Consider the following 14449-nt stretch of genomic DNA (forward strand, 5'->3'; position numbering starts at 1 on the left):
TAGCAATGTTAAAGGTAATTGCGTACCATCTGTACCAGATTTCCGGGTGTAAATGGTTTGGTGACTATGCCGTCGGCGCCCGCCTCAGCGGCGAGAAGTTGCAGCTCAGCGTGAGATTTTGAGGACATAAGCAGGATCGGGATATCCCGGCTGCGGCTTTTACTCTTGAGGGTTTTGATCTTGTGATCGCCGTTCATCAACGGCATCATGTAGTCGATGATAATCAGATCCGGCGGGTTGCTGCCATAGATGATATGATTCGAGAAAATCGGGCTGTCCACGGTCGAGACCTGGTAGCCTGCGGCGCTTAAAAAGTCATTGGCCATGGCGAGGATCAGATGATCATCATCAATGACGACGATATGCTTTGGTCTCAAGGGGCCCCTCCTTGTTAAAATGACTGACTCGCTTGAAAGTACTTGCAGCCGGGTTTCAATTCAAGCAGAATCATCGACTTTGTTGCGAAGAGACGGGATTGAACATCGATGAAACCGAAAAAATTGCCCCTGGGTAAAATTATCACTGTGACCGTTGAGCGCGTCGAAGATAAGGGCGCATGGTTGAAGAGTCCCGACGAGCGGTTTTTGCTCCCGAAGCGTGAAATCCATCAGGCCCTTGTGGTTGGCGAGGCGCTGTCGGTTTTTATCTATCGTGATGAAGAAGGGGATATTCAGACAACCCTGAAGCTGCCCCTGGCCGAAGTTGGTGATTTTGCCTCATTGCGGGTAAAAAAAATCCTGCCTGAAGGGGTGATGTTCGATCTGGGGCGCGGGTTTGAACTGCCGGTCGCGATCGATGAAATTCCGTTTCGGGCGCGTGAGAATGAACGGACTCTGGTGCGGGTCGAGCTGGATGATGATGGGATGCTGTGTGGCTCATGCCGCATCACCGATTTTCTGGAGACGCCTCAAGAGTTGAAGGTTGGACAACAGGTTGAACTCATGGTCTGGCGCACAACGGATCTCGGGGTTAAGATGATTATCGACGGCCGTTTTGAAGGCCTGCTCTACGTCGACGATAGACTCAAGTACCAGGCAGGTCAGCGCCTGGTCGGTTTTGTGGCGCGGCTGCGTGAGGATGGCAAGATTGACCTGAGCCTGAACCCGGGTGGACGCGTCGGGATTGATATCGGGCGTGACAAGATTCTGCAGGCGCTGGAAGTGAGCGGCTTTCTTCCCTTGAACGACGACAGCGCGCCCGAAGATATTCAGCGGCTGCTCGGCTTGAGTAAAAAACAGTTCAAACGCGCGCTCGGTGGGCTGTACAAGGAGAAGAAGGTGGAATTGCTGCAGACGGGCATTCGCTTGACTAAATAAGCTCAAAAAAAAGTCGCCGGACGGACTCCGGCGACTTTGTGCTGTTATCCGCGCAATTCACGAATCCGCGCAATTAATCCGGAGGTCGAACAGTCATGCTGACCGACTGCGCCATCCCCCGTCAGCTCCGGTAAAATCTTTTTGGCGAGCTGCTTCCCCAACTCCACTCCCCACTGATCAAACGGGTTGGTCCCCCAGATGTTCGCCTGTACAAAGATTTTGTGTTCATAGAGCGCAATCAGCATGCCGAGGGTTTTGGGATCGAGCCGGGGGTATAAAAAGGTGTTGCTCGGCCGATTACCGGGGAAAACCTTGTGCGGCAAAAGCGCTTCGATCTCGGTTGCGGACAGACCATCAGCCGTCATTTCGGCTCGCGCTTCTGCGGCGGTCTTGCCCATCATCAGGGCTTCACTCTGCGCCAGCACATTGGAGAGCAGGATCGCCTGATGCTCGCCCAGCGGGTTCTGACTGTTGGCTGCGACCAGAAAGTCGCAGGGGATCAGGCGTGTCCCCTGATGAATCAGCTGGTAAAAGGCGTGCTGACCGTTGGTGCCCGGTTCCCCCCAGATGATCGGGCCGGTCGCATAATCGACCGCTCTGCCTTCCAGGGTCACCCTCTTGCCGTTGCTCTCCATGTCGGCCTGCTGCAGGTAGGCCGGGAAGCGATGCAGGTACTGATCGTAAGGGAGAATCGCCTGAGTCTCGGCGCCGAGGAAGTTGTTGTTCCACAGCCCGATCAGGCCCATCATCACCGGGATATTCTCCCCCCAGGCGGCGCTGCGAAAGTGTTCATCGACCAGGTGTGCGCCCGCGAGCAGCTCCTCAAAGTTTTTCATGCCGATCGTCAGCACGATCGACAGGCCGATTGCACTCCACAAGGAGTACCGTCCGCCGACCCAATCCCAGAATTCAAACATATTGGCGGGGTCGATGCCGAACGCGATCACCTTGGCGCGGTTGGTCGAAAGCGCGACAAAGTGCCGCGCGATATGCTGCTCATCCTGGGCCCGGGCCAGAAACCAGTCGCGCGCCGAATGGGCGTTAGTCAGGGTCTCCTGGGTGGTGAAGGTTTTCGAGGCGATGAGAAAGAGGCTGGTCTCGGGATTGAGTGTTTTAAGGATTTCGCATAGCTGACTGGCGTCAACATTCGAGACGAAATGGCTGCGTAGCTCGTTACTGGCATAGGGCTTGAGCGCCTCGGTCACCATCAACGGCCCCAGGTCCGACCCGCCGATGCCGATATTGACGACATCGGTGATCGGGCGCCCCGTGTACCCGCGCCAGCTACCGTTTCGAACCCGATCCGAGAAATCCGCCATCTGGCGCAGAACCGTCCTGATTTGAGGCATGACATCCTGCCCATCAACATAAACCGGCTTATCGCCGCGATTACGCAGGGCAGTATGCAGTGCCGCGCGCCCTTCGGTGAGATTGATCCGCTCCCCCGAAAACAGGGCATCAATGTTTCGGCGCAGTCCTGTCTGGTCTGCCAATTGGGTCAGGCGTTCAATTGTCTCAGCGGTGACGAAATTTTTAGAAAAGTCGAAAAGCAGATCGTTCAGCTGCAATGAAAACTGTTCAAAACGGTGCGGGTCAGCAGCAAACAGTTCGCGCATTGAGGTCGAAGCGAGTTGCCGTTGTTGCTTGTCGAGGGCCTGCCAGGCCGGAAGATGCGTCAGGTTAGGCATGGATTCTCCTGTCAATAGAAAGCCGAAGGTTAACAGATTATCGCGCGAGGGATGGATTATTTACAATAAAGCGCAAAATTCTCGAACTTTCATAATCCCGGTCCCAACAAGTATATTCCTCTGGGAGGATTTGTTCGGTTATACTGCCCGAAGTTTTTGGATAATCGAAAGGGCCTAGTTAGTGAATATATCACTCATCCGTCGTCTATGGGCACTGCTCGCGGCCTATGTCTTTGGTTTTTATGCCTCCCTGCTGAATCGATTTTCGGCCAGTGGCGTTGAAAACATTCCGTCACATGGCGGGGTGCTGATCGCTTCAAATCACATCTCCGGCTTTGAAACCATTTGCCTCCCCTGGATATTGTTGCGCGCCTTCCCCTTGCAGATGATCTGGGCCCCGGCCAAGGAAGAGTTGTTCCGCAATCCGTTCCTGAGTGCTCTGTTCCGCAGCTGGGGGGCGTTTCCCGTGCGCCGGGGACGTGATCTTAAAGCGGGAAAACAGCTGGGGCAGTTGCTCGAAACCGAAAAAGTGATGCTCTTTCCCGAGGGGACCCGGCATAAGGATGGCAACCTCGGCAAGGGGAATCGTGGCGTCGGTAAGCTGATTTACGATAATCGGCCGGTGGTGATTCCGACGGCGCTGACCGGCTTGAATCATTGGAAGTTTGTCGCGTTGGGGCAGAAAGCACATGTCAGCTTCGGCGCGCCGCTGGATTTTACCGATCTTTTTGCCCTTGACGACTGCAAGGAGACACATATCGCGATTGTCGAACGCCTGATGGCGGCAATAGCCGTCCAACTCGCGGCCAACATGGGCGCTGAGTCCCTATGAAGCTCGTGGCGAAAATCCCCTTTCATTACGGCTGGATGATTGTCCTGTCTGGAGCCCTGACCCTGTTTGCCTGTCTCGGCCTGGCGCGCTTCGCCTTTGGGCTGCTGCTACCCGCGATGCATCAGGCGCTGAGCCTTGGATATGATCAGATGGGTCTGATCAGCACTGGTAACTTTGTCGGCTACCTGATTTCGGTGGCATTGTCGCCGCTGCTGATCCGCCGTTTTGGGCCGCGGGCGGTGATCTGTGCCGGTCTGCTGCTGGTCTTTTTCAGTATGCTGTTGATCAGTCGCAGCCAAACCCTCGGTGCATTGACCCTCTTTTATGGACTGGTGGGGGCGGGGAGCGGGTTTGCCAACATTCCGACCATGGTGCTGGTTTCGCACTGGTTTCGGCGCAATAAGCGCGGCCTGGCGGCCGGGCTGATCATCGCCGGCAATGGCATGGCGATTATTGTCGCCGGGTTGGCAGTTCCGGCGATCAATGCCGCCTACGGCTGGCGCAGCAGCTGGCTGGGTTTGGCCCTGGTGAGTCTCCTCGCTGCGGCGGTGGCCCTGCTGGTGGTGCGCAACGATCCGGCTGAGCTCGGGCTCGAACCCTATGGCCAGTTTGAAGCGGTCAGGACCGGTGATTTTCAGGCCCATGCCGGGACCAAAATTTTGCTGCAACTCGGGATTATCTATCTGATTTTCGGCCTGACTTACATGGTCTATGGCACCTTTATCGTTACGACCATGGTTGATGAGTTCGGATTCAGCGAGGCGGCTGCCGGCCGACTCTGGTCATGGGTCGGGTTCTTCGGGCTGTTCTCGGGGGTGGTGTTCGGTACGGTGTCAGATCGCATCGGGCGTCGTAACGGCATGGTGTTGGTTTATGGCATGTTCACCTGCGCTTATCTGCTGGCCGGTTTTGGCGGCCACCTCGGCGCCTGGGCGCTCTGGCTGTCGGTGATCTGTTACGGCTCGGTGCTGTTTGCGGTGCCGACCATCATGGCTGCAGCAGTGACCGAATATCTCGGGCTGGAACGTGCTGCCAGCGGCTTCAGCGCCCTGACGCTGTTTTTTGCCGCGGGCCAGATTATCGGGCCGGGCAGCGCCGGGCTGCTCGCCGAAATCAGCAAGACCTTCGTGCCGAGTTATCTGGTCAGTGCCGGTTTGACGGCGCTGGCGATTCTGCTGACGCTGAAATTAAAAAATCCACAAGCTTAGAGCGCAGAACCTGGATCTGCCGAAAGGTATAGGCATGCTCGATTTCAAGATTGATCGCGAAAAGTGCATCAGTTGCGGTGGCTGCGCTGCTGACTGCCCGGCGCTGATTATTGATATGCAGAATGGCTATCCGCTGATTCATCCGAGTAAAGAGAGGCTCTGTTACCGCTGTCAGCATTGTCTGGCGATCTGCCCCACCGCAGCCCTTTCGATTCTGGGGCGTGACCCCCGACAGAGCACCCTGCTGGCCGGGAATCTGCCCCGGCCGGAACAGCTGGCAACCCTGATCCGCGGGCGGCGGGCGGTGCGTCGTTATCTCGATGAAAACCTCGATCCAGGCTTGATTCACGATCTGTTACAGACCGCTGGCCACGCGCCGACGGGGCACAATGCGCGCCGGGTCACCTTTTCTGTGGTCGAAGATCGTGAAGTCATGGCGCAGTTGCGTGAGGTGGCCTATCGAGGAATTAAAGAGGCCGTTGACAAAGAGCAGTTACCTGCCCGCCTCTCTTTCTTCCGTGGATTTGTCCAGACCTGGGAACAGAGCGGCATCGACGTGGTCTTTCGCGGCGCTCCGCATCTGCTGATAACCAGCGCACCCAAACGCCTGGGCTCACCCGAAGCGGACTGTCTGATCGCGCTGAGCAGTTTTGAGCTGCTGGCTCAGTGTCAGGGGATCGGCACTTTGTGGAATGCTCTGGCGACATGGACCATCGAAAAGGTCGTCCCCCAATTGCGGACCCGGCTCGGCATCCCGGACGATCATATGATCGGCTACTGCATGTCTTTTGGTCTGCCCGCGATCAACTACCATCGCACTGTGCAACATGATCCGCCATCGATTACCCGGATTACACGTCTGAAGGAAGAAAAATGATCGATTCATCACTCTGGACCTTTATTTTTTTTGCCGGGATTCTTACCCTGACCCCCGGCGCCGACACCCTGCTGGTGATTCGTAATGTTTTAGGTGGCGATGTGCGCACCGGGATCCTGACAACTGCCGGTATCTGTAGTGGGTTGTTCTTTCACGCCCTGCTCTCGGCGTTGGGGGTGTCACTCATTCTGATGGCTTCTGCGACCTTGTACAGCATGCTTAAAATTGCCGGCGCTCTTTATCTTGGCTGGCTCGGGGTTCAATCCTTGCGCAGTGCGGTGAAAGCGGAGCCCGAACTGCAGGTTTCGGCCGGACACGCCCGCCCGCGTTCGATGCGGCGCAGCTATGTCGAAGGGGTGATGAGTAATGTATTAAACCCCAAAACCGCGGTCTTCTACCTCGCCTTTCTACCGCAGTTTATTCATCCCACCGACCCGGTGCTGCTCAAGTCGCTGTTTCTGGCGGGCATCCATTTCACCATGGCGTTTTTATGGCTGAGTCTGGTTGCTCTGTTGCTCGACCGTTATCGGTCGGTGCTGCTCTCATCGGCGCTGCATCGCTGGCTCGAAGGGGTGTGCGGGGTGTTGCTGCTGGGATTAGGGGTGCGGTTGATGCTGGCGAAGAGATAGCCGCAGGCGTCAAACTTAACCCTACCTCGAAGTAATCTACGAAAAAGCTCCGGTCCGTTCAATCGGCCTGGAGCTTTTTCAGTTCAAGAGATGCCGGCCCTGAGGTAAGAAGTGCCTTGCCTACGCAGGTATCCAGTAACAACGCTTTGGCGACACAATTTTCTCCTCTTTTTTCAATTGCGTCATGGCCTTATCAACATCTTTGCGCTCAAGGCCGCCGAGTTCAACGATTTTTCCGGCGTTGAGCGGTTGGCCTTCGGCCCGCATAATTGCTAAAACTTTCTCCGCAATATCCATGGTGATTCTCCTTTTTGGCACAAGGTATTTATTTTTAGTGGTTGGTCTTCATACCGCCCGGACGAATGTCCTGGAAGCATGTCATGGCGCTAAACGCTCTATCGCCCAGTCGCCAGCACTGTCACGCCGATATCGCAGTCTGTCATGCAGCCGGTTCTCCCCTTCCTGCCAAAATTCCAGCAGTTCGGGAACAACCCGATAGCCGCCCCAATGCGGGGGACGCGGCACCTCCTGCTCCTCGAACATTTTGCTCACCTCGGCAAACTGTTTGACCAGGGCTGCTCGGTTTTGAATGGTCTGGCTTTGCGCAGAGGCGTGGGCTTCGATCTGATGGCCCCTGGGCCGATTGGAAAAGTACAGGTCCGATTCGTCTGCTTCCACCTGTTCGACCCACCCTTCAACTCTTACCTGGCGAGATAATGGCTGCCACCAGAACATCAGAGCCGCCTTCGGATTCTCACCCAGGTCTTCAGCTTTCCGGCTCTCATAATTCGTAAAAAAGACAAAACCACGTTCATCGAGCCCTCTGAGCAGGACGATGCGAGCCGCTGGCTTTCCCTGCTCGCTCGATGTCGCGAGGGTCATCGCATTCGCCTGCGGGATCTCAGCCTGCTCGGCTTCCTGATACCATTCGATGAACTGTTTGAGCGGATCGAGATCCATGCTGCCACGCCGCAGCGGGATTTTTTGAGCAATATTCATAAGACAGGCAGCCTTTCTTGAAATACTGACGACATTTGACCGTTTTGCACATAGACATTCAGGGAAATGTTAGCACAAGAGCAGAATATTCACTGGCCCGTAAAGTTATCAGATTTTCTGTTCTGCCTGGCGGGCCGCTCCGATTAAAAGTCTTCCTGGACCAGAACGTCCTTTGCCACCTCGCGCAGACACTCGCCCAGTTCATTCAGGAGTTCTGATGACAGATTCCAGCAGTGCCAGTAGAGGCGGACGTTCTCCTGCTGGGGGATCACCTCGACCAACTCTCCCTTGTCCAGCCAGGCTTTGCTCTGCAGATCGGGGATGGCGCCATAAGCGAGACCTCGGTAGATGGCATCGGCGAAGGCTTCGGGGGAGGGGACATAGTGAGCATGCAATGGAGGTAGTTTGGGGCCCAGCACCTTGCTGAGCAGGCGGAACTGCAGGGCATCATGGCGGCCGAAGATAGCAGCCGGGGCCTGACTAACCGCCGCTGCGGTCAATCCTTGCGGGAACCAGCGCGCGATATACGCCGGTCGCGCCAGCAGGCGGTAGACCATAGTGCCGAGATAGATGCAGCGGCAGCCCTGCAATGGGGTCGAAGTTGCGCTGATACAGCCGACGACCTCGCCTTTTTTGAGCATCTGCAGGGTCACATCCTGATCGTCGACGCGCAGGTTGAACAGGACTCCGCGACGGGCGAGGAATGCTTCACCCGCCTGCCAGAACCAGGTCGCCAGGCTGTCGGCATTGAGCCCCAGGCTCAGGCTGAGCGGACTGGCGTCTGTTTCATTAAGTAAAGCGGCCGGTAGTGCGTTTTCGAGCAACCGCACCTGATGATAATGCCTGAGCAGTTGACGACCGGCTTCGGTCGGTTCGGGCGGTTGCGAACGAATCAGCAGAATCTGGCCGAGGCGATCTTCCAACTGACGCACCCGCTGGGAAACGGCCGACTGGGTCAGGTGCAGCACCTGGCCCGCGCGCTCGAAGCCCCCCTCATCAATCACAGTGGCCAGGGATGTCAGCAGACGATAATCGATCATGCTGAGATATTAGCATTGCTAATGTCATTGTAAAACAATTAATTTTACAAATGGATGCCGGCTGGTTAGTCTCTGTCTCAGGGAACAACTGTTGTGCGGAGAAGACGTAAATGCTGAGTATCTACTTACAAGGATTTTTACTGACGGCGGGACTGATTATCGCTATCGGCGCCCAGAATGCCTTTGTGCTGTCGAATGCGGTGCGCGGCAATCGGCCGCTCTTGATCGCGGGACTCTGTATCGGCGGGGATCTGCTGCTGATCGGGCTCGGACTGGCCGGGGTCGGCACCCTGGTCGCGTCCCATCCGGAACTGATGCGCTTTGCCGCTTTTGGCGGGGCGATGTTCCTGGGCGTTTACGGGATGCTGGCCCTGCGCTCGGCTCTGCGCGGAACGGTCGGTTTGCAGATTGACGATGCGCTGCCGCCGACGCGCAATGCCCTGATCCTCGCGACTCTGGCCGTGACCTTTCTCAACCCCCACGCCTATCTCGACACGGTGGTGCTGATCGGTGGCATCGGTGGTCAGTTTCCTGTCGACCAGCGTTTGATCTTCGGTGCCGGTGCGGTCACCGCGTCCTTTATCTGGTTCCTTACGCTGGGTTTTGGTGGGCCATATCTGGCACCGCTTTTTAGGCGTCGCAGCGCCTGGCGCCTGCTCGACGGGCTGGTCTGCCTGATGATGTGGGGGATTGCGCTGACCCTGGTGAAACCTTATCTGCCGGGTTGATGACTGCTGAGTCAAGTGGCAAAAAAAGTTCGCAGACAAGCCGTTTTTACATTCGCGCGCTGAGTGTCAAGATGGTTGTCGTCTCAATAACCCGACGAACCATCAGCCCCGGGAGCGGGGACACCTCCTTCGCCTTCGGTTGCGCCAGGTTCTGTCGGGGGCCAGCTTCCCCCTGAGGAATCACTCGGCCAGCTGCCATCGTAAGTTGGCTCAGTGCCCGTCGTACCGCTACCCGAGTAAGACTCACCCCCGCCCCAACTATCCGCGGGTGGCTCAGTTCCGGCTCCGGTCCCTATGAACGGGGTGGAGTACCCACCATCATAGCCATCATTTTTTTTATACACGGTGACAGTCACGGTTGAGCCGATCATTGCAATGCCACCACTTAAAGGGGCCTGGCTGATGACCATGCCTTCTTTCCCCGCGTACTTCGGTAGATCCTCTGTTATGCGCTTAATTTTTACGGCAAGACCGGATTGCTGCAATAGATTCAAGGCGTTCTGTTCATAGGTTCCGACAACGCCCGGAACGCGCAGCATATCTTTTGCGGATCCGTTATATCGTTCCTGCATCGCACCCCGGTCCAATGTTCCGCTAAAAGCATTGCCGGCCACGAGCAGCATCAGCACACTGACAGCAAAGACCCTGACGCACAAAGTTGGATATGTCTTCATATATAATCCCTTAAAGTGAACGTTTGCATGCGCTTGATTGACAATCGCACGGACGGGCCCGGAAATCCAACCCTATTCCTGTACTATTTGAACCTGTCTTATCTGGACGTTTCGTTCAGGGAACCCGCCACCGGACAAGCGGATACCTTTCAAACGGCAGCTTTGCGGCAGCCAATCTGACAGGCCGGTTTCATAGCGATACCATGCCTTCAGTGGGACCTGAACCACCATTGATCTCAAAGACGCAGGAGTTGTCGGACGAATAACCGAAAAAGCGCGCGAAAATTGACGCGGTGTTTCGTTCGGATTCTTTCCTGTCGGTTGGCAAATCAAGTCAAGCCGCAAGGGAAAGTCCCCTAGACCTTGAAATTTATCCTGTTGGGTTTGGCGGTTGACCCGTAGTTCGAGGGTCAGATGAGCCTGAGCAGACACTCCCTGCGCCGCAATATTTTGTTCTATCCCCGCTCGCTGATCAAGATCCTTAGCCCAGAGACGCAGCCCTTGTTCGCCGACAGAAACACCAAGCTCCTTTTGGTCCTGTGCAGCGGATATAATATTCCAGGAACGTAAGCCATCATGAAAGTGACCGTTATGGATCATGCCAATGTCAAAGGGAGGGACCCGGTTATCGTCTCGGCTCCAGCCAGGTTCGGGTTGCGCCATCTGGACGACACGAACGCTATTATCCCGCTCTTGTAACATCAAATTAAGGGGACCACGAGCATAGGTGACACCACGCCCTGTCGAGCGCATCGGGTCAATGGGCGGGTGAGCCCAAAAAGCCCTGACCGGAAACCGGCGATATTCGGCTTTGAGCGGTTTTTTGAGTTCGACCACCAGATAGAGCAGGTTCCCCTGACTCTTGGCTGAAACACCAATATGCCACTGATACTCGATATAGTCCTGATTGCTCATCAGAATTGGCCCGCTTGATAAATGTTGCATCTTGGCGTTGGTATCGTTTGGCCAGCGATCAAACAGCATCACGTCCATTTCGGGCAGGCCAAGATTTGGCATGCGTAGCCCGAAGGTATAGGATTCACCGGGTTCGGCATCGACCAGATAAATAATGTGGCGTCCGCCCTTTATGGAAAAGCCTCCACGAGCTAACGGACTGCTGTTGCCAAAGTCGATCTGACCAAAGTACAGCTGTCCGTCGGCAGGAAGTGCCACCACCGGCGAAGCTGATGTCCCACCGATCTGAGCCGAGAACGCCGGGACCAGGGTGCTCGCAAGACAAAGCGCGACCAGCCCCAGAAAACGCGCCCCATGGATTGAGAGCCTGCGCAAAAGATCAGCTTCCATACCGGGACGCCAATTGGTAGACCGCCTCTTCAATGCAGGCGCGAAGGGCTTTATCAACCCCTTCTTTTTTGTCATGCGAGACACTCGCATTGGCACTGCCCAGTTTGCCGTTGGTCATCGAATTTAAAAAACCGCCTAACCCCGAGACAGAGTACCCGCCCTCGTTGATTTTCTTTCGCACATTGACCGCATCAATGACAGCTCCTGTCGCAGCATCGAGCACCCGCACGTCCAGCCCGATTTCGCCCTTTTCGCCGCTGGATTCAACTCCCAGGCCTTTAACCGTGCCCGCGATTCCGGTGCGGCTTTCAGTCGGGTTCGCTTCGGTGACGACTCCGACAAAGATGTAGTCAGCCCCCGTCAACTTTTTGTTGCCAGAATTTCCGGTCGTCATCCCTTGCTGATTCAGTTGCTTTTCGCGATAGACGCTCTCTTCGAGGCGTTGACGCTCCATGACCAGAAACGTGTGCGATTTGACCAGCGCTGTTGTAAACATGTCGGTTGAAGACTGGGCCGAAATTTCAGGCACCTCGCTTTTAAATTCATAAATCGTGACCGTTTTTTTTGGTCCTTGATGCTGAGGCAGATTCGCCAGCTTTCGTGATGTCGCTGAATTGTCAGCGACAGGGGCGCTCTCCATCATGCAAGCCGAAAAACTCAGAGAAACAAGCATCAACACCCCGGCACATATTATCCTGCGCAATACAGTTTTAAACATAGATTACTCCTTCTCTTTTTAGAAATATCAAAAGGTTAATTCACAATAATGCCCAATAAAGGAGACCCCACTCTCCCTAAAATCCTTCATTTCGTCCCGGACACACAGCAGCTATTTGGAACGGCATGCGGCGCGCTTGTTTTCAGCCAACAATTGGGTTGTGGCCCTTGTAGCGTATTCGGTTTGACATACGTCCATGCCTTGCAGAGTGCATCATCCTGGCACGCCTTTTGGCACAGGGCAGCATCATCTGATGCAGGGATAATATGCTTGAAATCACCCCCACCGGGACGATCCGTATTCTGCTCCAGGCCGTTGGCATCGGCAGCGATTGGCTTAACCTCAAAAGACAATACTTCATCGACAACGCTGTCCGACTTCAACTCAATATTTTTGATCACTTTTTGAACCATTCCCTCAATGCCGACAGGGATAACATAGAGATCATAATGACCCGCGTCGAGTTTTACGTTCATTGGCGTGGCATCACCAACATAAGGCATCGTTGCAAAAATATCCTTCGGACTCCCTGCTTTTCTTATATTGACTTCTGCTGTTGCTGCTTTGCCGCCAACCAGCACTGTCACCCGCATCGTACCGGATTCAAAGACAACCGTTTTCTCCACAGTCATCCCTCCGGATAAGACATCATTCTCCTCGCTATAGGGCGTGATTGATGAATTGGGGATCTGCACAATCAATCTGTATTTCCCCGGTAGCAGCTTCACATCATAAGGTGTCTTGACGCCATTCATGGTGAATGTCGAATAGGTGGAGGTGTCGAAAACTGTTTTGTTCGTGGCGACATTTTTAACCCTGATTTGAACCACGGCTTGTTTGCCGTTTTCAGTCGCCGTTATATGTAGGGTGGACTGATCGAAATCCAGTGTCTTCTCCACCGTCTTACCCGATTCGATTTTTATATTATCCAGCTTGATCGGATCAACACCTTGCAACCCGGCAGGTAGGGTCTCGAGATGGTAAACTCCGGGCTTGAGGTGCCAAATATGTGCCGGTTTTACGCCTGTATCATTTGTGAGTTCGGTCAAGCCGATCTCGCCATTCCCAACAAGCTTCACCCAGGCATTTACCGGCTTACCGTTGGCGCGCAGGGTCAGCTTCAGCATGCCCGGTCCCTTGGACTTCACCGCCTTGCGCGTGGATTTCAATAACTCCTTAGCATTGCTCGCCTGAAAATACTCGCCGTCCCCCGCCTTGGCCATACATTGTAACTGCGCGCTTTCTTCCTTACTCAAGCCGAAGCCGACAGTGTGGAGAATGAACTTAAGACCGTCTTTCTTCGCCGCAGCAACCGCCTTGCATGGATCGGCGTTACAGCTTTCAATACCATCACTCACTAGAATAATTGTTGAAGCCTGTTTTTCGGATTGCAACATCTTGAATGCCTGAGTCACCGATTTCGTAAGCGGTGTTTTTCCCAACGCATTCAAACCTTTTACCGCATCCAACACGGCTTGTTGGTGATTAGCACCGAGCTTCACCAATGTTTCCACATCATTACAATCGCCCTTGCGTCGATGCCCATAGGCAATCAGACCGATGCGGCTATTGCTTGGCAATTCTGGCACCAGCTTGGCCATCACTTCTTTGGCGATAGTGATTTTGGGCGTGCCTTTTATCTGCCCCCACATACTGCCGGAAGCATCAAGGATAAAAAGAGTATTGTTTGATTCGGAAGTTTTTTTGACTGGTGTTTTCTTTATAACGCCCATCTCCATTGGAGTCCAACTGCCATCCGGTCCTCGGTCGAGGATCTTGCATTGCCCGCTATTCAACGCATGCTGCCATGGATTCTCTATGGTTTTGCCATCGACTGTGGTCAGGGTTTTCGTCACCATTTTGCCTTCGACCAATTCTGAACTGCTTTTGGTTTTAATACTGTCGGCGGTAGCCACCAACCGATCGAAATCAGCAATATCCTGACGTGTTTCTTCATCAAGGGCGCAGTCCTGACGGCTTTTCGCTGTCATTGAGGTCGTTGTCTGGCATAAGCCTTGAGCATCAGGGCCTTTAATTTCAAAAGTAACGACCATCTTGGCTTTCTTCTCAGCGCGCTGCGCAGGAGTCATCTCTTGCAACTTTTTTTCAACTTCTGCCTGATAAGCCTCAGCCTTCTGCTTTTGTGCATCAGTCATTTTGCTCATTTCCGCTTCCGTTGGAGCGTTGATTGCGAAAAAGGGATGCGGCCTTTGGCAACGGAAAGGCGTACAAACTGCCAGGTGGTCGCCATAAGCCGTACCGCAGGTATCCGGCACCTGCATCTCGGCCAACAGCGGACGTTGTTCAGCAGGGGCGGCCCACAGAGGCAGCGGTGTCAACAGCAACACCAAAAACAGAGCCAGTACACATTGTTTCAAACCTGCGGATGTCATGCTTTTCCCCTTTGTCACAGCGTTAAACTGACCGTTACTGAC

At 54.6% G+C, this 14449-nt stretch carries 15 protein-coding genes; 6 read left to right on the forward strand and 9 right to left on the reverse strand.

The features are described from left to right. Positions 1-8: 8 nt before the first annotated feature. Positions 9-377: a response regulator gene (locus tag D888_RS0102605; RefSeq protein ID WP_020674967.1), complete on the reverse strand. Its 369-nt coding sequence runs from the start codon at positions 375-377 to the stop codon at positions 9-11. A gap of 108 nt (positions 378-485) precedes the next feature. Here D888_RS0102605 and D888_RS20505 point away from each other — a divergent pair, with 108 nt between their 5' ends. Next, the gene (locus D888_RS20505) at positions 486-1316 is read left to right on the forward strand and encodes a CvfB family protein (RefSeq protein ID WP_020674968.1); all 831 of its coding nucleotides are present in this window, start codon (positions 486-488) and stop codon (positions 1314-1316) included. A gap of 44 nt (positions 1317-1360) precedes the next feature. On the opposite strand, the gene pgi is transcribed toward D888_RS20505, so the two are convergent. Beyond that, a complete protein-coding gene (gene pgi, locus D888_RS0102615) occupies positions 1361-3004 on the reverse strand; it encodes a glucose-6-phosphate isomerase (RefSeq protein ID WP_020674969.1) in 1644 nt (547 codons plus the stop codon). A gap of 181 nt (positions 3005-3185) precedes the next feature. Here pgi and D888_RS0102620 point away from each other — a divergent pair, with 181 nt between their 5' ends. Genes D888_RS0102620 through D888_RS0102635 form a run of 4 tightly spaced genes read left to right on the forward strand, consistent with a single transcriptional unit; the run spans position 3186 to position 6550 of the window. Beyond that, positions 3186-3836: a lysophospholipid acyltransferase family protein gene (locus D888_RS0102620; protein WP_020674970.1), complete on the forward strand. Its 651-nt coding sequence runs from the start codon at positions 3186-3188 to the stop codon at positions 3834-3836. Continuing rightward, positions 3833-5044, forward strand: a complete 1212-nt coding sequence (locus tag D888_RS0102625; protein ID WP_020674971.1) for an MFS transporter — start codon at positions 3833-3835, stop codon at positions 5042-5044. Before D888_RS0102620 ends, D888_RS0102625 begins: the two co-directional genes overlap by 4 nt. 34 nt (positions 5045-5078) lie before the next feature. Next, positions 5079-5921, forward strand: a complete 843-nt coding sequence (locus D888_RS0102630) for a nitroreductase family protein (protein ID WP_020674972.1) — start codon at positions 5079-5081, stop codon at positions 5919-5921. Beyond that, positions 5918-6550 carry a LysE family translocator gene (locus tag D888_RS0102635; protein WP_020674973.1) on the forward strand — a complete coding sequence of 211 codons (633 nt, stop codon included), beginning with the start codon at positions 5918-5920 and terminating at the stop codon, positions 6548-6550. Before D888_RS0102630 ends, D888_RS0102635 begins: the two co-directional genes overlap by 4 nt. A 120-nt stretch (positions 6551-6670) precedes the next feature. On the opposite strand, the gene D888_RS0102640 is transcribed toward D888_RS0102635, so the two are convergent. From D888_RS0102640 to D888_RS0102650, 3 genes are all read right to left on the reverse strand, one after another. After that, positions 6671-6847: a hypothetical protein gene (locus D888_RS0102640; protein WP_020674974.1), complete on the reverse strand. Its 177-nt coding sequence runs from the start codon at positions 6845-6847 to the stop codon at positions 6671-6673. Positions 6848-6928: 81 nt separating this feature from the next. After that, complete coding sequence (pdxH, locus tag D888_RS0102645; RefSeq protein WP_020674975.1) at positions 6929-7549, reverse strand: pyridoxamine 5'-phosphate oxidase; 621 nt, start codon at positions 7547-7549, stop codon at positions 6929-6931. 143 nt (positions 7550-7692) lie between these two features. Continuing rightward, the gene (locus tag D888_RS0102650) at positions 7693-8589 is read right to left on the reverse strand and encodes a LysR family transcriptional regulator ArgP (protein WP_020674976.1); all 897 of its coding nucleotides are present in this window, start codon (positions 8587-8589) and stop codon (positions 7693-7695) included. Between the two features lie 110 nt (positions 8590-8699). Between D888_RS0102650 and D888_RS0102655 the strand changes: the two genes are divergently transcribed. Next, the gene (locus D888_RS0102655; RefSeq protein WP_020674977.1) at positions 8700-9317 is read left to right on the forward strand and encodes a LysE/ArgO family amino acid transporter; all 618 of its coding nucleotides are present in this window, start codon (positions 8700-8702) and stop codon (positions 9315-9317) included. 83 nt (positions 9318-9400) lie between these two features. Here the strand turns inward: D888_RS0102655 and D888_RS0102660 are convergent, their stop codons facing one another. The 4 genes from D888_RS0102660 to D888_RS22830 all read right to left on the reverse strand — a co-directional run bounded on the left by D888_RS0102660 (position 9401) and on the right by D888_RS22830 (position 14407). After that, a complete protein-coding gene (locus tag D888_RS0102660) occupies positions 9401-9991 on the reverse strand; it encodes a PASTA domain-containing protein (RefSeq protein ID WP_020674978.1) in 591 nt (196 codons plus the stop codon). A 72-nt stretch (positions 9992-10063) separates the two neighbouring features. Continuing rightward, the gene (locus D888_RS0102665; protein WP_020674979.1) at positions 10064-11296 is read right to left on the reverse strand and encodes a hypothetical protein; all 1233 of its coding nucleotides are present in this window, start codon (positions 11294-11296) and stop codon (positions 10064-10066) included. Further along, positions 11286-12014: a CsgG/HfaB family protein gene (locus D888_RS0102670; protein WP_020674980.1), complete on the reverse strand. Its 729-nt coding sequence runs from the start codon at positions 12012-12014 to the stop codon at positions 11286-11288. Before D888_RS0102670 ends, D888_RS0102665 begins: the two co-directional genes overlap by 11 nt. 86 nt (positions 12015-12100) lie before the next feature. Further along, positions 12101-14407, reverse strand: a complete 2307-nt coding sequence (locus D888_RS22830; protein ID WP_020674981.1) for a VWA domain-containing protein — start codon at positions 14405-14407, stop codon at positions 12101-12103. Between the last annotated feature and the right edge of the window lie 42 nt (positions 14408-14449).

Origin of the sequence: Geopsychrobacter electrodiphilus DSM 16401, from assembly GCF_000384395.1 — a bacterium.
GTDB lineage: Bacteria > Desulfobacterota > Desulfuromonadia > Desulfuromonadales > Geopsychrobacteraceae > Geopsychrobacter > Geopsychrobacter electrodiphilus.

Coding starts and splice junctions, on each gene's coding strand:
- D888_RS0102635 (WP_020674973.1), top strand. CDS start 5,918: ATGATCGATTCATCACTCTGGACCTTTATTTTTTTTGCCGGGATTCTT.
- D888_RS0102630 (WP_020674972.1), top strand. CDS start 5,079: ATGCTCGATTTCAAGATTGATCGCGAAAAGTGCATCAGTTGCGGTGGC.
- pdxH (WP_020674975.1), bottom strand. CDS start 7,549: ATGAATATTGCTCAAAAAATCCCGCTGCGGCGTGGCAGCATGGATCTC.
- D888_RS0102640 (WP_020674974.1), bottom strand. CDS start 6,847: ATGGATATTGCGGAGAAAGTTTTAGCAATTATGCGGGCCGAAGGCCAA.
- D888_RS0102625 (WP_020674971.1), top strand. CDS start 3,833: ATGAAGCTCGTGGCGAAAATCCCCTTTCATTACGGCTGGATGATTGTC.
- D888_RS0102665 (WP_020674979.1), bottom strand. CDS start 11,296: ATGGAAGCTGATCTTTTGCGCAGGCTCTCAATCCATGGGGCGCGTTTT.
- D888_RS0102655 (WP_020674977.1), top strand. CDS start 8,700: ATGCTGAGTATCTACTTACAAGGATTTTTACTGACGGCGGGACTGATT.
- D888_RS0102660 (WP_020674978.1), bottom strand. CDS start 9,991: ATGAAGACATATCCAACTTTGTGCGTCAGGGTCTTTGCTGTCAGTGTG.
- pgi (WP_020674969.1), bottom strand. CDS start 3,004: ATGCCTAACCTGACGCATCTTCCGGCCTGGCAGGCCCTCGACAAGCAA.
- D888_RS0102670 (WP_020674980.1), bottom strand. CDS start 12,014: ATGTTTAAAACTGTATTGCGCAGGATAATATGTGCCGGGGTGTTGATG.
- D888_RS22830 (WP_020674981.1), bottom strand. CDS start 14,407: ATGACATCCGCAGGTTTGAAACAATGTGTACTGGCTCTGTTTTTGGTG.
- D888_RS20505 (WP_020674968.1), top strand. CDS start 486: ATGAAACCGAAAAAATTGCCCCTGGGTAAAATTATCACTGTGACCGTT.
- D888_RS0102650 (WP_020674976.1), bottom strand. CDS start 8,589: ATGATCGATTATCGTCTGCTGACATCCCTGGCCACTGTGATTGATGAG.